General features: G+C 61.6%; 26 protein-coding genes, 1 tRNA gene and 1 pseudogene. 2 read left to right on the forward strand and 26 right to left on the reverse strand.

The features are described from left to right. Position 1: 1 nt before the first annotated feature. From CXQ81_RS04020 to CXQ81_RS04130, 24 genes and pseudogenes are all read right to left on the reverse strand, one after another. On the reverse strand, positions 2-2683 hold the full coding sequence (locus CXQ81_RS04020) for a phage tail tape measure protein (RefSeq protein ID WP_101336555.1): 2682 nt from the start codon (positions 2681-2683) through the stop codon (positions 2-4). Next, positions 2673-2795, reverse strand: a complete 123-nt coding sequence (locus CXQ81_RS04025; protein WP_101336556.1) for a GpE family phage tail protein — start codon at positions 2793-2795, stop codon at positions 2673-2675. Before CXQ81_RS04025 ends, CXQ81_RS04020 begins: the two co-directional genes overlap by 11 nt. Positions 2796-2803: 8 nt before the next feature. Further along, on the reverse strand, positions 2804-3130 hold the full coding sequence (locus CXQ81_RS04030; protein WP_101336557.1) for a phage tail assembly protein: 327 nt from the start codon (positions 3128-3130) through the stop codon (positions 2804-2806). Positions 3131-3187: 57 nt separating this feature from the next. After that, on the reverse strand, positions 3188-3703 hold the full coding sequence (locus tag CXQ81_RS04035; RefSeq protein ID WP_101336558.1) for a phage major tail tube protein: 516 nt from the start codon (positions 3701-3703) through the stop codon (positions 3188-3190). Positions 3704-3749: 46 nt separating this feature from the next. Further along, positions 3750-4940, reverse strand: coding sequence for a phage tail sheath protein (locus CXQ81_RS04040; protein ID WP_101336559.1), 1191 nt, complete (start codon positions 4938-4940; stop codon positions 3750-3752). A 133-nt stretch (positions 4941-5073) separates the two neighbouring features. Continuing rightward, entirely contained in the window at positions 5074-5688 is a 615-nt protein-coding gene (locus tag CXQ81_RS04045; protein ID WP_371860871.1) for a phage tail assembly chaperone, read from the reverse strand. A 9-nt stretch (positions 5689-5697) separates the two neighbouring features. After that, complete coding sequence (locus CXQ81_RS04050; RefSeq protein ID WP_101336560.1) at positions 5698-7242, reverse strand: phage tail protein; 1545 nt, start codon at positions 7240-7242, stop codon at positions 5698-5700. Then, positions 7239-7853, reverse strand: coding sequence for a phage tail protein I (locus tag CXQ81_RS04055; RefSeq protein WP_101336561.1), 615 nt, complete (start codon positions 7851-7853; stop codon positions 7239-7241). Before CXQ81_RS04055 ends, CXQ81_RS04050 begins: the two co-directional genes overlap by 4 nt. After that, on the reverse strand, positions 7853-8764 hold the full coding sequence (locus CXQ81_RS04060; protein ID WP_101336562.1) for a baseplate J/gp47 family protein: 912 nt from the start codon (positions 8762-8764) through the stop codon (positions 7853-7855). Before CXQ81_RS04060 ends, CXQ81_RS04055 begins: the two co-directional genes overlap by 1 nt. Further along, positions 8761-9114 carry a GPW/gp25 family protein gene (locus CXQ81_RS04065; RefSeq protein ID WP_101336563.1) on the reverse strand — a complete coding sequence of 118 codons (354 nt, stop codon included), beginning with the start codon at positions 9112-9114 and terminating at the stop codon, positions 8761-8763. Before CXQ81_RS04065 ends, CXQ81_RS04060 begins: the two co-directional genes overlap by 4 nt. After that, positions 9111-9686 carry a phage baseplate assembly protein V gene (locus CXQ81_RS04070; RefSeq protein ID WP_101339379.1) on the reverse strand — a complete coding sequence of 192 codons (576 nt, stop codon included), beginning with the start codon at positions 9684-9686 and terminating at the stop codon, positions 9111-9113. Before CXQ81_RS04070 ends, CXQ81_RS04065 begins: the two co-directional genes overlap by 4 nt. Before the next feature lie 74 nt (positions 9687-9760). Beyond that, on the reverse strand, positions 9761-10213 hold the full coding sequence (locus tag CXQ81_RS04075) for a phage virion morphogenesis protein (protein ID WP_101336564.1): 453 nt from the start codon (positions 10211-10213) through the stop codon (positions 9761-9763). Continuing rightward, positions 10206-10730 carry a phage tail protein gene (locus tag CXQ81_RS04080; RefSeq protein WP_101336565.1) on the reverse strand — a complete coding sequence of 175 codons (525 nt, stop codon included), beginning with the start codon at positions 10728-10730 and terminating at the stop codon, positions 10206-10208. The genes CXQ81_RS04075 and CXQ81_RS04080 overlap by 8 nt, the downstream gene beginning before the upstream one ends. Further along, positions 10727-10918, reverse strand: a pseudogene (lysC, locus tag CXQ81_RS31405) (Rz1-like lysis system protein LysC); the annotation flags it as partial. The pseudogene lysC and the gene CXQ81_RS04080, both read right to left, overlap by 4 nt. Beyond that, on the reverse strand, positions 10833-11255 hold the full coding sequence (gene lysB / locus CXQ81_RS04085; protein ID WP_101336566.1) for an Rz-like lysis system protein LysB: 423 nt from the start codon (positions 11253-11255) through the stop codon (positions 10833-10835). The gene lysB and the pseudogene lysC, both read right to left, overlap by 86 nt. Continuing rightward, complete coding sequence (locus CXQ81_RS04090) at positions 11252-11458, reverse strand: hypothetical protein (protein ID WP_101336567.1); 207 nt, start codon at positions 11456-11458, stop codon at positions 11252-11254. Before CXQ81_RS04090 ends, lysB begins: the two co-directional genes overlap by 4 nt. Beyond that, positions 11455-12300, reverse strand: coding sequence for an N-acetylmuramidase family protein (locus CXQ81_RS04095; RefSeq protein WP_101336568.1), 846 nt, complete (start codon positions 12298-12300; stop codon positions 11455-11457). Before CXQ81_RS04095 ends, CXQ81_RS04090 begins: the two co-directional genes overlap by 4 nt. Then, positions 12297-12620, reverse strand: a complete 324-nt coding sequence (locus CXQ81_RS04100; protein WP_178081044.1) for a phage holin, lambda family — start codon at positions 12618-12620, stop codon at positions 12297-12299. The genes CXQ81_RS04095 and CXQ81_RS04100 overlap by 4 nt, the downstream gene beginning before the upstream one ends. A gap of 27 nt (positions 12621-12647) precedes the next feature. Further along, the gene (locus tag CXQ81_RS04105) at positions 12648-12857 is read right to left on the reverse strand and encodes a tail protein X (RefSeq protein WP_101336570.1); all 210 of its coding nucleotides are present in this window, start codon (positions 12855-12857) and stop codon (positions 12648-12650) included. Beyond that, positions 12857-13321: a head completion/stabilization protein gene (locus CXQ81_RS04110; protein ID WP_101336571.1), complete on the reverse strand. Its 465-nt coding sequence runs from the start codon at positions 13319-13321 to the stop codon at positions 12857-12859. The genes CXQ81_RS04105 and CXQ81_RS04110 overlap by 1 nt, the downstream gene beginning before the upstream one ends. Continuing rightward, on the reverse strand, positions 13318-13614 hold the full coding sequence (locus tag CXQ81_RS04115) for a hypothetical protein (RefSeq protein WP_101336572.1): 297 nt from the start codon (positions 13612-13614) through the stop codon (positions 13318-13320). The genes CXQ81_RS04110 and CXQ81_RS04115 overlap by 4 nt, the downstream gene beginning before the upstream one ends. Before the next feature lie 105 nt (positions 13615-13719). Next, positions 13720-14421, reverse strand: coding sequence for a terminase endonuclease subunit (locus CXQ81_RS04120; protein WP_101336573.1), 702 nt, complete (start codon positions 14419-14421; stop codon positions 13720-13722). Between the two features lie 3 nt (positions 14422-14424). After that, positions 14425-15429: a phage major capsid protein, P2 family gene (locus CXQ81_RS04125; RefSeq protein WP_101336574.1), complete on the reverse strand. Its 1005-nt coding sequence runs from the start codon at positions 15427-15429 to the stop codon at positions 14425-14427. Between the two features lie 37 nt (positions 15430-15466). Beyond that, a complete protein-coding gene (locus CXQ81_RS04130) occupies positions 15467-16327 on the reverse strand; it encodes a GPO family capsid scaffolding protein (protein ID WP_101336575.1) in 861 nt (286 codons plus the stop codon). Between the two features lie 154 nt (positions 16328-16481). Between CXQ81_RS04130 and CXQ81_RS04135 the strand changes: the two genes are divergently transcribed. Both CXQ81_RS04135 and CXQ81_RS04140 read left to right on the forward strand, forming a co-directional pair. Then, positions 16482-18236 carry a terminase ATPase subunit family protein gene (locus CXQ81_RS04135; protein ID WP_101336576.1) on the forward strand — a complete coding sequence of 585 codons (1755 nt, stop codon included), beginning with the start codon at positions 16482-16484 and terminating at the stop codon, positions 18234-18236. Further along, positions 18236-19291 carry a phage portal protein gene (locus CXQ81_RS04140; RefSeq protein WP_101336577.1) on the forward strand — a complete coding sequence of 352 codons (1056 nt, stop codon included), beginning with the start codon at positions 18236-18238 and terminating at the stop codon, positions 19289-19291. The genes CXQ81_RS04135 and CXQ81_RS04140 overlap by 1 nt, the downstream gene beginning before the upstream one ends. Positions 19292-19345: 54 nt before the next feature. Here CXQ81_RS04140 and CXQ81_RS04145 read toward each other — a convergent pair whose 3' ends face one another. Continuing rightward, positions 19346-20008, reverse strand: coding sequence for a hypothetical protein (locus tag CXQ81_RS04145; protein ID WP_101336578.1), 663 nt, complete (start codon positions 20006-20008; stop codon positions 19346-19348). Between the two features lie 848 nt (positions 20009-20856). Next, positions 20857-20932: transfer RNA gene (locus tag CXQ81_RS04150), tRNA-Thr, on the reverse strand. Positions 20933-20964: the final 32 nt, after the last annotated feature.

The following is a 20964-nucleotide window of genomic DNA, read 5'->3' on the forward strand; positions in this document are numbered from 1 at the left end:
GTCAATCCTTGTCTTGCAGGGCCGAACGGACACGCGCGGACTTGCTGCGTTCGCGTTCGTCCAGGAGCTGGTTGAGCATTTGGCGCAGGCCGGCGGTATCGGTACCAGGCGTCGCCTGGATAGTGATTTGGTAGGTGTCGCCCTGCACGACCACACCACCGGAGCGGCCACTCGCTGGAGCCAGGGGCGCGCGGTTGTCCATTGCGATTGCTGGGCCGGTCATACCAGGGGGTACGGTGCCGGCGGTGAGCGTCTTGCTCATATCCACCACAGCACCCAGCTGGTTGTCCATTGCAGTTGCAGGGCCGGTCATGCCAAGGGTCACGGCGCCGGCGGCGACGAGCTTCTTGCCCATGTCCACCACTGCGGCCAGCGGGCCGCCCTGGTTGTTCGCCAGGCCCTGCTCAAGGCCGGCCATGGTGAAGCCGCCCAGCTCGGCGAATACGCGCGACGGTGAATGGATGCCGAGCTTCTCCTTGAACCAGCCCACGGTGCTATCGGCGGCGCCGGTAATGGCTCCCTTGACTGCAGTCAGGCCGTTGGTAATGCCCTGGACCATGCCCTGCATCAGCATGCTGCCGAAGTCCGTGAACTTGCCCGGTAACTCGACGCCGAAGTAGTTCATTACCGCGGCGAAGGCCCGATAGAACATGCCGATAGGGCTGAAATTGGCAATCAGGCCCAGGATGCCGGTGAGGCCGCCATTGAAGCCCGCCTTTATCTCGGCCCACAGACCCAGAAAGAACGCCTTCACGGGTTCCCAGTTCGTGTAGATCAGGTATGCCGCTGCAGCAATGGCGGTTACCACCAGGCCGATAGGGTTCATCAGGAGCGCTCGGCCGACCAACAGAATGGCCTTGCCTACCCAGAGTAGGGCAGCACCAACCCCCTTGAACGCTGCAGCAGCTCCCAGGCTCTTGATGCCAATTAGAGTTAGGGCGTAACGCACTATCGCAAACGGGCCGAGCATGCTCGCCAGCATGATGCCGATTGCTCCACCTACGGCGAGCAGTAGCGCCAGCCCGGCGGCAGTCTTGAAAATGGCAGCGGTGAGTCCAGGGTTTGCTTTCACCCACTCCTTGACGCTGACAGCGACATTGCCCAGGTCGTTAATCAGGTCCTTGAGCTCTGGCGCGATGGTAGCGCCGATCTCCGACATGGCATTGGTCCAGCTACCCTGGGCGGCCTCTATCGTGTTGGTGAGGGTGCTCAGTTGCTCGTTAACGCGGGTTCGCAGGTCGGCCTGGTCTTTCATCTTGGCCGCGACCTCGTCATAGCCGGCGATTCCCTTGCTCATCATCGTATTGAGGACTTGCAGGGTTTCACTGTCATCGCCGAACAGGTCCTTGATCAGTTGCAGGCGAGTTTCGGTATTCAGGGCATTGAGTTTGCTGAGTTGGGCATACATTTGTTTGATGCTACCGAACTCTCCCTTGCCGTCTGTGAAGTTGAGGGACAGGTCGATGCCCTTCAGTGTTTTCAAGTCGTCGAGGGTCTTCTTGATTTTGCTCGTATCCATCGCGCCCTGGAACACCTTGCGGTAGGCGTTGCCGGCGGACTCTCCAGCCATCCCGGTCTGGTCCATCATCACCAACAGCGGGGCAAATGTGTTGGCTGCCTCCAGGCCTTGCTTCTTGATGATGTCCATGACGGGGCTGATCTTGCTGAAGCCCTGGAGCATGTTGTTGTCGTCGACGCCCAGGTAGTAGGCCCGCTGGATTGTGTCCATCAGGCTCATCATGTCTTTCTCGGGTGTACGAGTGGCGTCCTGCATCTTCGCTGCGAACTCTGCGGCAGCGGTTACAGGTTTCTGCAGCTGTACCCCGAGATAGGCTGCGGCTTCGCCGGTGCCGCCCAGGATCGACTGTGAGCTGATGCCCTGCCGGCGCAACATGGTCATCATTTCTTGAAAGTCAGCAGTTGTCCCGGGCAGTCGGTCGCCCAGTCCGTTTGCCAGCTCAGTGATGCGCGTGAAGTCCGCGGCGACCTGGCCGTTCTTGTCCATCATCGCCACCTTGAGCTGGGTGGCAGCGTTCTCGGCTGGGGCGAAGGCATCGACCATGCCCTGCAGGGGCTTGGCCAGGGCATACCCGGAGGCGACGCCAGCAGCGCCACCGGCGGCCATGCTGCCCGCTACATGCTGGGCCTTCTCGAACTGAGCCTTGGCCGCTGCAGTTTGCCGCGCCTGCCGGCTCAGTGCCTGCATGCGCTTGGTCTGTTCGCTGATGGTCTGGTTGGTCTGGTCGATGCGTTGGCGCAGGTCGCGCTCTTGCTGGCTGAGGTTGCGTGTGCTGATGCCCGCGGCGCCGAGCTTGGTGCGCAGCCCCTGGAGCTGAACCTGCTGTTCCTGGTGTTGCTTCTTGAGAGCCGTGGCCTCACGGATCGCGGCCTTGAGATCGCGCGTCATTTGGCGAGTAGGCGCGCCCGTGCTGGCCATGTCCCTGCCCAGGGCCTTTACTCGATCTCGGGCGGCTTGTAGGGCGGTGTCGGTTTGTTCGCTGGCAGCGCGCAGGGTGCGCCAGCTGCTGATGTCGGCTTGCTGTGCTTGCAGCTGCTTGAGCTGGTCGCGGGAGTCCTTGAGGGCTCGGCCGAGGCCGATGCTGCCCTGGGTGATTGCGCGAATGGGGCGTGTGACACGGTCGATGGCCTGGAGAACAACTTCAAGTTTCAGGTCACGCCCCATTGCTTTTCTCCCAGCGTATTCTGGCCCGCTCGCGCCATTCGATCAGATCAGAAAGCGCCAGCGGGTCCATGTCCGCCGGCGTCCAGTGAAACACCATGGCCAGGTCAGCCATGGCGTCCTCTATGCAGCGAGGACAGCCTCCTTGGCCGACTTCTGCAGCAAAAAACCAGATACCGCAATGCCGCAGGCCATCAGGTCGGCGGGGTCCATGGTGCCGATCTCATGGTCAGTGAGGCTCGGGATGCTGATGCGTGGCAGAACCTTGCGCAACGCGAGCACGTCCATTTGCACCAGGTCGACCAGCGTGACGCCCCGCAGCTCGCCGCTCATGGGTTTGCGCAGGGTGATGCTGTCGACGGTGCTGTCGCCGCGCTTGAGCGGCGTGTCGAGAATGACGATGGTGTTGTTCGGATCCTGGGGCTTTTCGGTGGTGTCAGTAGTGGCCATGGGGTTGCTCCTTGGTGATATGTTGCCCGCCGGCCGGTTTGCCGGAGGGCGGTGGGGTTAGATACCGAGCGCCTTGCGGTGCTCGGCCAGCAGGTCATCGCCGTCAACGACGAGGATGAAGTTGAGCAGGTCGATTTCGACGACTACTTGGCCGTCAACGGTGAGCTTGTAGTAGCTGAGGGCGGTGGTGATCTTGTGCTCGGTGTCCTCGCCCGGTTCGGCGTCGCCGAAGTCGATCTCTTCATGCCGGCCGCGCGTGACGATCTCAACCGCGCTGACTTCGCCGGTGTCGTCACGCTGCACTGAGCCAGCAAAGCGCAGCTGTACGGCATCGACCTTGACTGCTCCGTATTGGCGCAGGGCGATTAGGTCCCAGCCACCGAGGGTCCATTCCAGCTGCAGGCCGTCGTCGCTGTGGCCCATATCGGCCTTCACCGGGCCATCCATGCCGCCGCCCCGATAGGCCTCCAGCTTGCGACCCAGAACGGGCAAGGTGACGGCCTTGGCTACGCCCAGGTAGCTGTTGCCGTCGTTGAACAGGTTCAGGTGTTTGAGCTTTTTGGGCAGTGCCATTGTCGGGCTCTCCTATTGCGCGGCCGGGGCCGCGCGGGTGAATGGGTTAGGCAGCCACGCGGGCGGCGAAGTCGACCAGGAAACGGTCGGTGATGCGCTGGCGCAGCATGAGATTTTCGAGCGGCGGGACTGGGGTGTAGTCGTAGTCCAGGAATAGCTTGCCGGCCTTGAGGGTGTCCTTGTCGTTGACCGCCTCGTCGTACCAGCACTCGCCGCCGATCAGGTAGCCCAGGCGTGTCAGCTCGCGGAACTTGGCGTTGATGCCCTCGACGATGTCGCGCACCAGGCTCGGGTGCATCGGCTTGTCGATGGCCCAGAGGTGCGCCTCGGCCATCGTGTCGGCCAGCACCTGGGCGGTGCGGGTGTAGTTCTCGAAGGCAAAGAGCGGATCATTCGCACAGGTGCGCGAGCCCCAGAACCGGAAGCCGTCGCGGCGAATCAAGGTCGTGATTTCGGCGGCGTTGAGCAGGCCGGCATCGGTGGCTGGGTTCTGCAGGTCCCAGTAGATGTCCTTGGACAGGCCCGAAACGCCGTTAACTGGCACGTTGGACAGGGTCTTGTGCCAACCGATCTGCTCGTCGAGCTTTGCGCGCAGGCCCAGGGCGCGTGCCACGGCATTGGCCGGGGCGTTGGCATTGGTGACGGTGTCCCAGGAGACGAAATCAGGGTGAATGAGCATCAGCTCGCGGGCGCCGAAGTTCTCGCGGTAGGCGATAGCGTCGGAAACGGTCTCGCATTCCCAGCAGTTGGAGTAGGCAAAGGCGCGCAGCTTCTCGGCGATGCCGACCATCTCAGTGGTGACGGCCAGCGTATCCATCCCAGGCACACCCAGAATGCGCGGTTTGACGCCCAGCTGGGTCTCGGCTGCCAGGAGTGCCTTGAGGCCGGTATACGACCCGCCAGCGGTAACACCGCCGATAATCTTGCTGGTCTGGTCGGCCTGCTTGGCGGCTGCGTCTGCACCTTCACCATCGGCCACGCGCACTACCACCGTCACAGGGCTGGCCTGGTCGGCGATGGCGTCCAAGCTGCTGGCCAGCGTGCCGAGTTCGCCGGCCTTGCCGGACGCGGTGAGCACGTCGGCAAGCAACACCGGCTTGTTGAGAGGAAAGACCGCGGGGTCGGCATCGCTGGCGGTGCAGACCATGCCCACCACGGCGGTGGAAACAGTACGGATGGGGCGGGAGCCCTCGTTGATTTCGAGGACGCGGACGCCGTGATGGTAGTCGGTTGCCATGGGAAGGCTCCTGCGGGGCGAGTGGCAGATCAGTGAGCCTTGAGGATGACGCGCGCGCGCAAGCCAGCCGAGCGCCGGAGAGTGTAAGGAGCCGCGCTACAGGACGAGGAAACAAAAAACGCCCCGAAGGGCGTTATTGGATTTGCTCGGCCAGCCACGGTGGTGCTGTCGGCCGATGATCGATCAGGGGAAACTCCCCTGTCTCCGGCCAGTTGCGGAGTGCCCGGCGATACGCCTGGAGTGCAGCGTACTGGTCTGCTGCAAGCGTGGTTGCGACACCTTCCTCAATCTCATCGCGATGCCGCGTCACAACTCCGTCAGTTTCAGACAACTGCTGATCACGCCAATACCGTTCAGCAGTAGCCAACTCTTCATCGCTAGGCGGCGGAGGATCAGCAAGCCCCGGAATGCCATCATCACCCCAAGCGATAACCTTGCCTTCGGACTGACCGGCCAGCAGCTCGGCGTGATACTCAGACGTGATTTCTACAGCATCATCAGGGATCAAGCAGTCCGGGTTATCGACCTCAAGCATGCCTGGAACTGCCCCCATATCAGGAACATCGTGGAGCGTTATTGGCTCACTCCCCTTGTTCACCATCAGCTCATCACCAACCCATGCCGACTCTCCCGGCTGGATGACAATATCTATCGTCGGCCTGATCCAGGCAGGATCTTGGATCATGGTTAAACGGGCCCCATGAATCTCGACATCGTAAAAACTGCGATTAGCTTTTGAAGCAAACATAGCCACCTCTTATGCCCCTACAGCGAAAAAGTATCCGCCGAGACCTGTAGTTGCTGCACCAGTCGTAGACAGCATTGCAGTGGCCACGAGCGTGTTACGACTCTTAGAAACCAGGGAGAAAGAAGTCGGCCCTCCGTTTCCTAGGATCAATGCTGTTCGACAGGCATTCGGGAACTCCACGGGTAACGTTGCAGACCAATTCCCCGACGCCGAACCTGATGAAACAGCACTCCCCCATTGGAAAATTGCGCCGCTCGGCAACTTTTGATAGCCACTTTCCCCCAGCAAAGCCGCAAAAATTGGCGAGGACCTGAGCGTTTCGCTACCGAAGTGACAGCGCCATACATTCGCCTCTCGTATCGCGATAAAGTCCCCGCCCGGCGCGAGCGTGTAGGGCAATGGCACGGCTAAGTTGCTCATGGCCAGTTCGTCCCCCGCCGCGACAGTCACTCGCGAAGTTGTTGACTGTGGCCCTGCAGATATCAATACAGCCGCACCGTTAGGAACTGAGGCGGTCGGTGGCATTGTCACTGTGACGCCGGCCGCCAACTCCAACCGCATACCGATATCATCGGCGGTTAACATCCGACTTGCTGAAATACCGTTGCCGCCGCGATAGCTACCGAGCCCCCGTACAACAAATTCCGCTGTCGCAAGCGCCTTCGAATTATCGAACTGCGGCGGCGTATTGGCCGTCGGGTTGATCAACGCCGGCGAGTTGATCGTTGCGAAGCCTTGAGTGATGTTCTGAAACACCAGGGCCGTCGAACCGAGGACGATCGCGCCGTCTGTCACCAGCTGCCAGCGCGTGTCGGCCAGGGTCGTGCCTTGCTCGACAGACACCAGCATCGCCGACGTGACCTCTGCATTCGAGTCTGCATCTGCTGTGCGCGTCCATGCCCCGGCCGCGGCGACGTACAAGCCGTTGTCCTTCGCAGCAGTCTGGTTTTTCACCAGTACCCGGTCGCCGGCCACCAGGGCCACACCATCGACCGACTGAAGCCCTGCTAGTGCGATGTTGGCCGTGGTTGCGGCGCGTACAGATTGCTTGCTGTCGAGCTTGTTGATTTCTTCCAGCACCTTGGCATCGACGTAGGCCCGGCTCGCCAATACGACACTGGGGTCGATTTTCAGCTCAATGTTTGCCGTGTTGCTGACAATCAGGTTCATCCTGATGACTTGGGTTTTGTTCGACCCTTGGCTCAGCAACGGCTTGTAGGTAGGCGGGCATTTTCCGACAGCGACGAGATCGCCGGCAGCGTCATAGAGGCCAGTCTCGCGAATCCACCAGGGACCGGCATCATCCGGGATGATTTGTTCGGCAATGATGACGTTCGCGTTGTTCGGATCGATCATCACTTGGTTCAACGGCGCTCGGCGGCGCTCGTTGATCAGTTGGGTTTGCTGCTCTGTGGGAGTGGGGTCCGCGCCGTTGGCATCGCCAACCCCCATCTGGGCAAAGGTCCAGGGAATGCCAAGCGCGGTCGCGTTGGCCTGCTTGGCTTTACCTACGGCAGTGAGGATGCAATAGAACTGGGTGTTTTGGTCTGTCATGAGTAGATGTCCATGGTTTCGATGTGTTGTTCGCGGCCGCCTTGATAGATGTAACCGCTAATCTCGATGTCGTTCTGCATGGGCGGGTAGATGTCGATTACTTCGCCTTCGCTCAGGCAAACGCCGACATGGACTTCACCAGTGACCTCCAGGCTGATAGCCAACCCGGTCAGATGCCGGGTAAGGGGCTTGGCATCGTCGATAAGCCAGGTGAGTTCCTGGTACATCTCCTCGGTAATACCGGTTTCCAGAATTCCGACCTTGAGTGCGAACGTTGCCCGCGGCCCGGGCGGCACGGTCTGCCACCACTCGACGACTTCAATCAAGTAGCCAAGTGGCTCGACCACTCGGCGCAGCGCGCCGATGGTGCCCTTGTGGGCGTGGATGAAGTAGGCGGCCCGGATGGCGGCGCGCTTGGCACTTTCGGGCCAGGCGCTGGACCAGCGGTCGACAGAGAAGGCCCAGGCCAGATAGGGCAACAGGTCGATTGGGCAGGTGTCCGGGTTCCACAGCTGGCGCAGCGGAATCGGTACACGCTTGATCTGTGCCAAGGCTTCGGCGGCGAGGCGTTCCAGCTGGGTGGCATTGGGCGGCAGCAGATGGGGGCTCATTACTCGGCCACCGTCACGCTGAAGTCGGTGCAGTAGGGCGCTTGCTGCAGAGTCGCAACGATATCGGACCAGCCGGGCAGCTCAACGCGCTTGACGCCCTCAATGTGCAGGGCGGCGTCTAGGGCCGAGCGGTTGACCTCCATGCCCAGGCGACGGCGCTTGTTGACCAGGGCGAGCCCGCGGGCCTCCGCGGCGGCGCGGATTGGTTCGGCTTCCGGGCCTGTGGTGTTGAGGTGGAGCACGGCCGTGACGGTGTAGTTCAGCACCTGGGCGCTCTGCACCGTCAGACGGTCGGCCACGGGGCGGCGGTCCTCGTCGCCCAGGTATGCAGCGACAATACTGAGCAACTCTGCGCTGGCAGCGCCATTACCGAGTGCACTCTGCACAGTGACCAGGGCCTCAGCTGGAGCGGGGCTTTCCGCCGTGGCATCGGCTACCCGGCCGTCAGCGCTGCGGGCGTGAAAGATGTAGGAGTTGCGTGGGCCAGCGGTGCTGAGGCCTTCCATGGCCATCTGGGTGCGCTCGCGCAGGGCGTCGTCGCTTTCCATGACAGCGGCCACCGGCGGCACGGCGCTTGGATTGGCCGGGACGATGGTCAGCCTCTTGACGTTGAAGCGGGACGCGATCTGCTCCAGGTCGGCGCCCTTCGCGAAGGGCAGCATGACGGCGAGGGCGGCCTCGTTGACGCGCTGGCGCCAGAGGGTTTCCCGGTAGGCATTCTCCTGAATCAGCCTGGTAAGTGGCTCGGATTCCAGCGCCAGGGTGGCAGCCACCTCGGCTTGCTGCTCCGCCGGCCAGAGGCTGATGGCGTAGGCCTTACGTTCGGCGAGGATCTGCTCGTAGTCGATTTGCTCGACGACGTCTGGTGGCGGCAGCTGCGCCAGGTCGATAGGGGTAAATGTGCTGCTCATGCGAAGGCTCCCAGGCTGAGCGGCACGCGCAGGCTGAGCGGCTCATTGCTATCGGTAAGGGTGCCTTCCAGGTCGAGGATGGCCTGGCCGGCGACTTCGCCCAGGCTCAGCTGTATGCGGCTGAGACGGATACGCGGCTCCCAGCGCATGAGAGCTGTGGCGGTGGCGGCGTAGGCCTGCAGGCGGGTGGCGCTGTTGAGCGGCCAGTCGACCAGGTCCACCAGCAGGCTGCCGTATTCGCGCCGCATGACGCGGCTGCCAATGGGCGTTGTGAGCACGTCGGCAACGGACTGCGCCAGGTGCTTGCTGTCTGTGAGGGTGCGACCGTTGGTGGCGCTCATGCCGATCATGGTGTCGGCTCCTGCGAGATGCCGCCGCCAGGCATGACGCCCTTGGTCTTGTGCTTCTTGAGGCTGATATCGCCGGCGAGCACGTCGTCGGTGACGGTGATTTTGCCGGTGATGGTCTGGTTGCCCTGCTGGGTGTAGTCGCCGATATGGGTAATCGGTCCCTCGATGTTGATGCCGCCAGTGCTCTTGATGTCGGTAACACCGCCGTCCGGGAGGATGGCGCTCAGGCGGTGGTCGATGCTGTCGTACTCGATGACCGCGCCGTCGCGGTAGGTGCGGCGGTGTAGGCCTTCACGGTCGCCGTTTGCGGGGATCAGGTCGCTGAAAAGGCCGGTGATGACCAGGCCTTGAGCGAGGATGCCGGAGGGACTGAGAATTACAACCTGCTCGCCCTTGGTGGGTGGGTCCCATTCGCGGTCTTCACCGGCGCGCAGGGTTGTCCAGGGCAGCCAGGTGGTGGTGATGTTGCCGGACTTTACAAGTACGCGAGGCGGCCGCATCTGCACCTCTTCAATGGTTCCGAGGCGGATCAGGTTTTCCAGCAGGCGGGCAAGTTCGGCGATCTGGTTCATGCCGCTGATGCTGCCGCTCACGCGCGCGTGACGCACGGCGGCGGGCCTGTAGCGGCAGGCGCTACAGCAAACGGTCAGCGGGTGAGATGGTTGAGGAGGCGGTCGCGGATCAAATCCAGGTCAGCATCGGTGAGCCCGAGCAGTTCACGGCGTTCGTACTGCACATCGGGGCTGCCTCGCCCGGGGCGGTCGCGGAGCCCGTACTGGTGGACTCGGGCGATACGGGCGGTGCGTTCCAGGAACGCGATTCCGATGCTGTCCGAAGTGCTCTGCAGCTTGAGGTGTTTGGCCTGGCGCAGCTTGGCGAACATCTGCCGCTTGATGCGCCCGACCTTGCCGCGCAGCTGGCGGGGTTTGCGCTTGGCGTAGGCGCTGCCGTCCGGGTTGCGCTGGGTGGCAATGCGCTGCTGTTGGCTGCGGCGCAGGTCGCGGGCGATATCGTGGGTGAGCCGCCGGCGAGCAGTCGGCTCCAGCCGCGCAAGCAGGACGCCGGCCCAGTCTTCCAGGGCGTTGAGGTTGTCAGTCATAGCGCACCGGCTGCGGGCTTGCGATATCGCCGCCGGTCTGCTCGGTGCTGACCCACTCGGCCAGCAGGGAGTTGCCAGCGAACAGTTGCCAGTTCCCGGCCGGCAGGTATGGTTCTAGCTGCGGCTCGTCTGGATGGTCGACTTGCAGGGTGTTGTCAGGCTGCTTTTTGACGATCACGCGTTCGGTGAGCGGCAACTTTATGGACAGGTCGACCTTGCTGTTGTCCAGAATGTCCACCTCGAAGGTGATGGCGGTCTTGCCCTTCTCCAGGTTGGCGAGCAGTTCGGCCTGATTGACCATCAGCCAGGCCAGCAGCGGGATGGCCACAGCATCTGGATGGCCGGCGTAGTCGGTGAGGATCATGTGACAGGTGTAGGCGTACTCGAAGGACAGGCCGTGCGCCGCGGTGCTGCGAATTGTCCCGTTGTCGATGAACACCAGCAGGCGGTCGGGGTTGTTCTTGAGCTCGGGCACGGCTGCAAGCATGTGAGTGCGCAGACTGTTGGGCTTGTTCATGGCTTGGGGGCCTTCTGCTGGCATTGATAGATCATGTCCACCTGAGCGGCGCACTCGGCCCAGGCGGCTTCTGTGGCGTCTTGGTCGGTGAGCAATTCGCCGTTATTTCCCGGCGCTGTCGCCTGCAGGCTGCAGGGCACCACGGCCGGACAACCAACGACCATAAGCGTCGGCGCCGGTGAGGGCGGGGCGCTCGCGCAACCGGCGAGCAGCATCAGGCAGCTGCTGATCAGCCCAAACGCGCAGTTCTGAATTCTCACGTTTCAACTCCTCGATCGTTCGCTCACGTTTCGCCAGGCCCTGGCGCAGCTGGTCCTGTTGCGCGCGCAGTTGGGCCTGGGCGTCACGTTCGTTGACCAGGGTCTGCAGCAGGGCGTCGGCATTGTCCCGGGCCGTCCTGGCGTCGTCCTTCGCCTGGCCCGCGGCCGTTACTGCATTGTCTACGCGCAGTTGCTGAACCCAGAGCAGCAGGCCGAGGACGCCAACCAGGGCGATGCCCAGCAGGATCTGGCGAATGGTGCTCACGCGCGGTACCAGCCGAGCTTGTTCATTGTGCCGATGTCGAGCTGCTCAACAGGGCCGCGAATCACAATTGCCCGGCAGCCCGGGTCGAAAAACTGCAGGGCCTCGGCCAGCAGCTCTGCATCTTCGTAGCTGGTGTGTTCTGGAACGACCAGGACATCGCCATCTTTTACCTTGAGCTTGTGCACCGCTTCGAGATCGATCATGCCACCAGCTCCTGGCCACAACCGCAGGCCGCGTGCCGTTCATAGGCACGCTCAAGTTTCACGTCGTAGAGATTCCGGGCGTATGCCGGGCCGTTGTAGAGCCTGGCGAAGGTGGCCCACTTCTTGGCCTTGAGGGCCTTGTGTAGGGCCGGATCGGCTTCAATGAAGCGGACGAAGGCCTCCAGATGCTCGGCTTCATCTTTGGCCATGCGGGTGAGGAAGTCGTCGAGACTGGCATAGCCAAGGCGCTGCCAGTGGTAGCCCATGACTTGGAACGCGCCCCAACTTGCGGACTCGGCACCGCTGATGGCGTCAAGCAGGCGAGCCTGGGCCAAGCGCTGGTGCTCGGCGGTGCCGCCGGCATAGCCGCCCGGGCTTGGGTTGACCAGATTGGGGTGCAGAGCGGCCAGTTGGTCTGCATGGGCCTGCAGAGCGGCCGCATCGTCACTCTCATGGCGAGGCAGTGCCAGGCGCTGATACATGACGTGGCGCTCGAACAGGATCTTGGGCTTGCCGTTGGCCAGGAAACCCTCGCCGAGGCTTTCCACCTCGTTGACGGCCATCACCGCGGCGATCTCAACGCCCAGGCGCTTGGCGGCGTTTACCAGCGGAGCCTTGAGCAGCAGCTTGCTACAGTCGGCACCGGCCAGGGAGGCCTGGGTTTTCGCACCGGCTATGCCATCGTCGACCAGGCCGACCTTTTGCTGGTAGGCGCGGACGGCCTTCTCGGTTGCGTCGCCGTAGTCACCATCGACGGATAGCTTGGCGCCTTGCTGGTTGAGTTGCTTCTGCAGCAGGCGCACAGCCTGGCCGCGGTCGCCGTGACGGAGGGTTGCGCTCATAGCTGCTCTACCTTGCGGGTGAAGATCTTTTTCGCCGCGGCACGGGTACCCTCTACGCCAAGCAGGCCGATAACCCCGCCGAAAAATGGCGCTGTGGATGCTGGAATGCCGATCAATGACAAGCCATGGCTGGTGGCCAGTGCCAGGGCACCGCAAAGCGGCGCCTCGACTGCCATCCGGCGCAAGGTGCCCCCGCCGTACATGACCCGTAGGGCGGCAATGATCAGCGCCAGGAGGCCGGCGTACAGCGTCGGCCAGTTCTGTTCGAGCCAGGCGGCGAGCCAGGCCCAGGTGTCGGGACGGTCAGGCATGCGCTTCATTCCATTGTCCAGGGTTGGTGGGTTCAATCAGTCCCATAGGTTCACCACTTGGCGCTGTTCGGCTTGTGGTGCTGCATCCGGTAGGGTTACGCGGGTGCCATGGGGAATGATCGGGCCGAGGTCGGCGAGGCCCGGGTTGGCCTCCAGCACTGCCTCGGTGACGCCAGCGGTGCGGCCGTAGTAGCTCCAGCAGATGCTGTCTACGGTGTCACCCTGGGCGGCGATAACGGCGGCCATCAGAGCAGCTCCACGGTGGCATGACTGATGCCGAGCAGGGTTCGCAAGGCCTTACGGGCATCGCGGCGCAACTCGTCGCTGTTGCTATGTTCTTCGCTGATCTTCTGCTCGCCGCTGTTGGTGGCGTCGAAGCCTCGGTAGCGCTCGATCAGCTCAGCAATGGCGTTGCTATAGATGACACGACGATAAAGGTGCAGCAGCTGGCTCTCGCCCTTGATCTGATCGGCCGGTACGTCGGCCAGCGCGGCGTGGCCCTCGGCCTCACGGGCAGCCCGGTAGCCGGCAAGCTCTCGGTTTGCTTCGATCATGGCGTTGACGGTGGCTACTTCGAGCCTGGCGTCGGTGACGCTGTCGTCGATACGCATAGCGGCGCGCAGCTTCTGGCCGTCGATTTCTGGCCAGAAGGCGGTGTTGCTGATCGGGTAGGCGGCGGTCGGGACGCCGCCGGCGACGAATCCGCTCATGCAGGCGCTCCCAGCCGATCAACTCGGCTAATTTCGCGCAGCAGTTCACCGCGGCTAAACAGGTGGCTATGCGCGTCGGCAATCCTGGTCAGCAGGGCATGAGCGTTTCGGTTTACCAGGGCAAGCTCGCGCGGGGTGGCCGGTAGGATGCCGTCCTTGCTGATGGGGCCGGTACAGACAGTGCGGTCGTAGGCCTCGGCCTCGCTCACATAGCGTTTAGCGGCCTGATGCAACTCTGTCTCTGCAGGTGTCTGCCGGAAGGCGCACAGGTACTGGTCTGCAAATTCGCTCATGCTCAGGCCTTGAATAAGTCGGCGGTGGTCGGGGCTTCACAGCAAGGCCAAGGAGTAAGCCTGTTGATCCGCCCCGAGCCGCCGGGGTTGCGGGGGAACGCTCGGTTAGCTGGCTGGGCCAGCGTGTTTCTTGAGGAGGCGCTCGGCGCGCTCCAGATCCTTCTTGCCGCCGCAGTTGTTGTTCAACTGGATGGCTCGCTTGAGCAGGTCGATACCGGCCTGGATCTCGCCGGGCTGGCCTGGCTCTTCTTCGGTGAGGTCTGCCAGGGTGGCGCGACCGAGAGCCAGCATCAGCTTGGCGCGGACCTCGTCAGGCATGTCCTGGTCTTCGGTGAGCAGGGCGGTGCGGGTGAGGATCGCCGGCGGGAAGCTGTCGCCAGCCTTCTGGGCGTTGAGCGCGGCCTCGGCCACTTCCTCCACCACCAGGCAGCCGGTCGTGCGGGTGAAACGGTCGGGCGTCTTAAGACCGTGTTCCAGCACATAGGCGGCGATGTCGAGGCCGCCAGCGAAGTCTCCCGCGTCGAGGCGCCAGACCATGACGGTGACCAAGACGTCGTCCTGGGCACCCTGGCCAGCGGAGAGAACGCCCTCGACATATGGCACGTACTCGCCAAGCATCGTGGCCTTAACTACGGCCTTACGCTGGGTCGACTGGACCTGCTTGAGGCGGAATTGGTCTTGCTGGAGCTTGGCCAGCATCACCTCGTAGCTGGTGGCTCCCTCCATGTGGGCCAAGGGGGCGACGGCTGCGGCCTCCTTGGCTGCGCACTTACGCAAGTAGTTGCTTTGGGCGAGGGTGAGGGCCATGACTTATACCCGCTTGATGTTTTCGACCAGGGCGACCAGTCCCAGGTCCTCGATGACGTAGTCCTCGTTGGAGGACTGATAGTCCGCCACACGGTCACGCTCTGGCTCATCTTTCAGGTGACGACGGCGGCCACCGGTCTGCACGTAGATGGACAGATTGGACAGGGTAGAAATCATCACACCCCCTTCGATGAAGAACGGGACATCCTCAATCGGAAGGTTGCCCAGACGACCTTTTTTGATGACCTCGCCAGCGGCGTTTTCTTCCTGGTTGGAGGCCGCGCCTTTCTCAACTGCGGCCAGTTGCTTCTCATGCAACAGAGCACGGTCAACGACTACAACCAGGTCAGGACGCTTGCGGTGCCACGGGTCCAGCATCTGGACGGCATCAAAGACCAGCCCGTCGAGGGTCTTGTAGTCGCCGGTGGCGCCGATGGTGACCTTGCCAGGTGTCGCGCCGTGGTCCAGGACGCGCTCAGGAGCCACCTCACGGATTTTCTGCAACCAGCCCTTGTTGACGTCCTGCAGCAGCGGATTAGCCGCCAAATCGGTAGCCGCGGCAGCGCTGGTGCCGTTGAAGCCGATCATGATGCGGTCCAGGCCCTGGCGTTCGGCAATGGAACTGGACAGCCGGACCTGGAAGTCCTTGAACTTGGCCCAGGCATCGAGCAAGGCGTAGGGGAAAGCGGTATCAAAGTCGGTTTTCTTGCAGGAGTAAGGGCACTTCGTCATTGCGCTAGGGTCGCGCGGGTTGCGGGCATTCTGCGAGGTGTTGGTACGGCTGGCGGTTGGGCCATTGACGCCGAGCAGAATGGCCTCGCCGGTTTGTTCGTCCACCGAAATGATGTTGATCTTTTTCAGGAAGTCATTGGACTCCTGAATGGCGCTTTCAAGCTTCTGGTGCGGGGCAGCCGCGACGGTGAACTTCTCGGTGGCCGAGGTTACGTCGTTGATCTTGGCCTGTTGGGCCAGGTAGCCGTTGAAGGCAATTCGAGTTTCTTTACGCATGGTGTGCTCCGAGTGGGCGGCGATGTTGTGTCTGAAGTCAGTAGTCAGTCAGGGCCTGGCCGGTGCCGCCGATGGCGACTGGGCGCTGCTGCTGGCTGTGGTCTTCGGTATCACCCAGGCGCTTGACTAGGTCGGCAAACTCGCCGGCCAGTTTTTCGTGGGCGGATTTCAGAGTTGCGAGCTTGGTTTGCTCGGCGGTGAAGGCGCCGCCCTGCTCCTTGGCGTACGAGGCGAGAGCCTCGACGGCTTCGCTCAGTTCGGAGAATTGGGCGTCATCCTTGACGGTTTTGTCCTTGCTCTTGCCGATGAGGTCGGTGACGCGCTTGAACAGGCCGGAGACCTTGTTCTCGCTGTCAGCCAGCTCTTCGAATTTGAGTTCAGCCTCAAGGGCTTCGGTGAACATAGAGGTCGCGGAGTAGTGGCGATCCTTGAACGGGCTTGCATCCGGCTTCTGTGCCGAGAAAGCGAGCACGTCAGTACCCAGGCTGGCGGGGGAGTCGGTGACCGCCAGGCCAACGATGTAGGCCTCGCCGCTGTCGGCGAAGCTCTCGTCGATCTCGATGGATGTATAGATCTTCTGCTTGGCTTTGTTCATGGCCACCAGATCGGGGGTCGGTTCGATCTGGGCAAAGAGGGCAAGCTTCTTCTGACCGGCGATCTCAACCTCTTCGGCCTTGACGGCGGTGATGTCGCCATAAGCCTTGAAGGGACTGTCGGGCAGCAGGCTGCGGAAGTGTTCCAGCCAGACGCGGGCACCGTAGGTGTTCTGGTTGAAATTCTTCGCGGCCTGTTCCAGCCAGGAGCGTTCGATTTTGCGTTTGTCGGTGGTGGAGCCTTCGACGGCCACACGAAACCAGTTGGAGCGGAATTTTTTGGCGGGTGCGTTGCTTGCGGCCATGCGGGCTGTCCTCGATGCGGTGGCGGCGGTTGCCGTTGCGATGGAGGCATGGTCGACAGTGGAGCGGGGCGCGGCAACGCGGCGAACTTGTAGCGCGGAGCGTTACAGGGGAAGGCGATAGGGACTCGCGCGCGCGAACGGCAGCATCGGCGCCATGAACGCTATCGTCGATTTGCCCACCGATCACCGCCGCCACGCCAAGCACCTGTATTGGCAAGGCTACCGCGTGTGCGAGATTGCCGAGCTGATCGGCGAGAAGGAAAAGACCCTACACAGCTGGAAAGCTCGCGACGAGTGGGACCGGGCCAGCCCGCTGGAGCGCATCCAGGCCGCCACCGAGGCCCGCCTGGTGCAGTTGATCCTTAAGGACCCGAAGTCCGGCTCGGACTACAAGGAAATTGACCTGCTCCACCGGCAACTGGAACGGCAGGCGCGCATTCAGCGCTTCCAGGACGGTGGTACCGAGTCCGAGCTCAACCCTGAACTGTTGAAGCGCAACGCCGGGGAGAAGCGTAAACCCAAGCGCAACGACATCCCAGAGGAGATGGTCGAGAAGCTGGTCGAGGCGTTTCTCGATGGCTGTTTCGACTACCAGAAAGACTGGTACCGGGCTGGCAACCAACGCACCCGGGCCATCCTCAAGAGCCGGCAGATCGGTGCAACTTACTACTTTGCCCGCGAGGCACTAATCGATGCGCTGACCACTGGGCGAAACCAGATATTCCTGTCGGCCAGCAAGGCCCAGGCGCACATATTCAAGGCCTACATTCAGGCATTCGCCCGCGAGGTTGTCGGGGTGGACCTGACCGGCGATCCGATCATTCTGCCGAACGGTGCCGAGATGCACTTCCTCGGCACCAACGCCCGCACCGCCCAGGGCTACCACGGCAATTTCTACTTCGACGAATTCTTCTGGACCTTCAAGTTCAATGAGCTGAACAAGGTCGCGTCCGGCATGGCGATGCAGAAACAGTACCGCCGGACCTACTTCTCTACGCCCAGCTCGATGGCGCACGAAGCCTATACGTTCTGGACTGGTGAGCGCTTCAACAAAGGCAAGCCGTCGGCCAAGCACCTCAAACTGGACGTAAGCCACGACGCGCTGCAGCAGGGCCAGCTGTGCGAGGACCGGATCTGGCGGCAAATCGTCACCATTTTGGACGCTGAGGACCGTGGCTGCGATCTGTTCGACATCGACGAACTGCGTATGGAGTACGACGCAGCCGCCTTCCAGAACCTGCTGATGTGCGAGTTCGTTGACGATGGCGCCAGTATCTTCCCGCTGAATCTGCTGCAGCCGTGCATGGTGGACAGTTGGTCGGTATGGGAAGACTACAAGCCGTTTGCTCAGCGACCGTTCGACAGCCGCCAAGTGTGGGTGGGCTATGACCCGGCCGAGTCGGGGGATTCCGCCGGCCTGATAGTGGTGGCTCCTCCGCTGGTACCGGGTGGAAAGTTCCGGGTTCTGGAGCGGCATCAGTTCCGCGGGATGGATTTCACCGCCCAGGCCGAGACGATCCGCCAGGTAACGCTGCGCTATTGGGTCAACTATATCGGCATCGATGTTACCGGCATCGGCAGCGCGGTGGCCCAGCTTGTGCGCCCGTTCTTCCCCGGATTGAAGACGTTCTCATACAACCCCGAGGTCAAGACCCGCTTGGTGATGAAGGCCTGGGACGTGGTCAGCAAGGGACGTCTGGAGTTCGACGCCGGCTGGACTGACTTGGCTCATGCCCTGATGGCCATCCGCAAGACCGTCACCCCTGGCGGGCGGCAGTTTACATACACCGCGGGGCGCAACGACAGCACCGGTCACGCCGACCTGGCGTGGGCGCTCTTTCACGCATTGCACAACGAGCCGCTGGAGGGCCAGACCGTGGCCAACACCGGAATCATGGAGATTTACTGATGAGCAAACGGCGCAACCGCAACCAGCAGGTGGCCACCACGAACCAGGTGCGCGAAGGCGAACTGATGGTCAAGAGCGAGGGCGGTCAGTCGATGGCCTTTACCTTCGGCGACCCAACGCCGGTACTTGATGGCAGAGAGATTCTTGATTACCTGGAATGCTGGGCCAATGGGCGGTGGTATGAGCCGCCAGTATCGCTGGACGGCCTGGCGAAGTCGTCGAAGGCGGGCATCTACTTGTGGTCGGGCTTGATCTTCAAGCGCAACGCGCTGGCTCGGACGTTTATCCCGCACCGGCTGCTGAGCCGTCAGGCTTTCGAGCAGATCGTTATGGACTGCGGGTGGGCGGGCAACCTTTACCTGGAGAAGCGCGACAACATGCTACGCCAGGCCCACGGGCTGCAGCCGTGCCTGGCGAAGTACATGCGCCGCGGTACCGACCTCGAAACCTACTACCAGGTGCGCGGCTGGAAGGATGAGCACGAGTTCAAGCGCGGCAGCGTGTGTCACCTGCGGGTCGCGGATATCAATCAGGAGATCTATGGGCTACCGGAGTGGCTGCCCGCCCTGCAGAGTGCGCTGCTCAACGAGAACGCCACGCTGTTCCGCCGCAAGTATTACCAGAACGGCAGCCATGCCGGTTTCATCCTGTACATGACCGACGCCGCCCAGAACGAGGACTTCGTCACCGACCTGCGTTCGGCAATGAAGAACAGCAAGGGGCCGGGCAACTTCCGCAACCTGTTCATGTACGCCCCGGGCGGGAAGAAGGACGGCATTCAGCTGATCCCGATCAGCGAGGTGGCGGCCAAGGATGACTTCGGCGCAATCAAGAACATCAGCCGCGACGACCAGTTGGCCATGCTGCGTATCCCGCCCCAACTGATGGGAGTGGTGCCGCAGAACGCCGGGGGCTTCGGCTCGATCCGCGATGCGGCCCAGGTGTGGGCAGTCAACGAACTGGAGCCGGAGCAGGCAAGGCTGTTGCAAATCAACGATTGGCTGGGGGAAGAGGTGGTGCGCTTTCGGCCGTATGAGGTGCCGGCGCAGGAGTGAAGTCCAATTTCGAAGACAAAAAAAACCGCCTATATGGCGGTTTTTTAATTGGAGTCAGGCTTCACCAGCATTCGTGATGAGCAGCGCTGCTGGGAGCTCGACCTTAGAGATAAGCGCCAAGTGATACTGCTGATCATCATGCTCAGACCAAAGCTGGTCCTCAAGATTATTCAGATCATCTTGGGTAAGAATTGGCTGAAGCAGAGCCGTCATCATCTGGTAGTAGTAGACGTGCAGGCCGAAAGCCAAGGCGTTGGACATCTGCCGTTGCCAGAAGAACTTTCCTTCCCCAGTCTGCTGGTTGTCCGACAAGATTACGTCGTAACGCTCCAGCACGTAATTGAAGAACACCTTGTGAGCTACATCACGAAGGACAGCTGCATGTTGGGCGTTAGGCGAACGCCACACCAAGTTCTGAGTCGCTGGGCGGCAATTCAGATCCGCAATAGCCGAGATCACTACCCGGTTGTAGTAGACCACCGAATGTTCAATGTCGTTGACCAGGGCAATCTCGAACTCATCGCTGGTTGGGCGCATACGATGATCTACGCGAATGAGGCGATAGCCAGGCGCAAGCACGCATTGCGCGTCCGCACTGATATCGGAGATCCGCTGAGATCCGGTGAGATTCCCATACATGTTCGTGTTCTCAGCTGAACGCATCAGATGAGCGAAGGCTTCACGAATGTCGGAATGATTGACCAATAGTTTCGGCATAGCTACCAACGAAGGCTGAAATGAATGTCGCCTGTTCATCAAAAACTATCAAAACCCCCGTGTTTACACAAGTAAATGCAAGGAAACGCGACGAATAACCCGCCAAGTCAGACTTCGAATTTGTGACCGGCCACTCGCTGTGCGTCCTCAGCCCAGAACCGTGAAGATCGGCCCGGGGGAGTGGCGTGCTACATCGGGGAGGGGCTGCGGTACTTTGACCCTGGCGCGCGCCGACTTCCCCCCGCCACGCCGGCGGGCTAAATGTGTCGTTTTTTCTGCGCCCCTGCGGAGCCATACCGGCGGTGCAGGCACTGGGCCGGGTAGAGGGTTGCCTGGACCTGTTTTCCCTGCGAATCCCTGCACAGGAGGGGCAAATACGGCTTATCCCTGGATGGCTTCCAGAGGTTGGATAGGGGGGGCTTTGTAGAAAGAGTAATTTCAGTAATCGAGCGGGGGGATTGGCTGGAGCCCGCGTCGTTTGGGGCTTCGCTGATTACAAAAGGTAGTAACCAAGGAGTAATCAAAAAGGTAATTTTTCTGTAAGTGCCTGATTTATAAGGCTTTTAAGAATGGCAAAAATCACCTTTTAAAAGAGTAATCAGATTACTTCAAGGTTACTTAAAGATTACTCTTGCCCGCTCCGTAAAAGCTGAGCCTTTTCAATGGCTTGCGACAGTTCGGCGGTCAAGGTTACTGATGTTACTCTTTTTGCAGACTCCCCCAATACCATGGCCGGGAACCCAGCACATGAGGCGCGCATGCGTGTACGCGCGGAGGGCTTGTTACGTCTGTTGTTACGTGCGGGACATAAGACAAGGCCCCGCATCGCTGCGAGGCCTTGTTTTATATGGTGCCGGCACCAGGAGTCGAACCCGGGACCTACTGATTACAAGTCAGTTGCTCTACCAACTGAGCTATACCGGCGTGTGGGCGACGATTATAGCGATTGGCGGGGT

The sequence above is a fragment of the Pseudomonas sp. 09C 129 genome (assembly GCF_002843625.1).
In the GTDB taxonomy this organism is placed as follows: Bacteria; Pseudomonadota; Gammaproteobacteria; order Pseudomonadales; family Pseudomonadaceae; genus Aquipseudomonas; species Aquipseudomonas chlororaphis.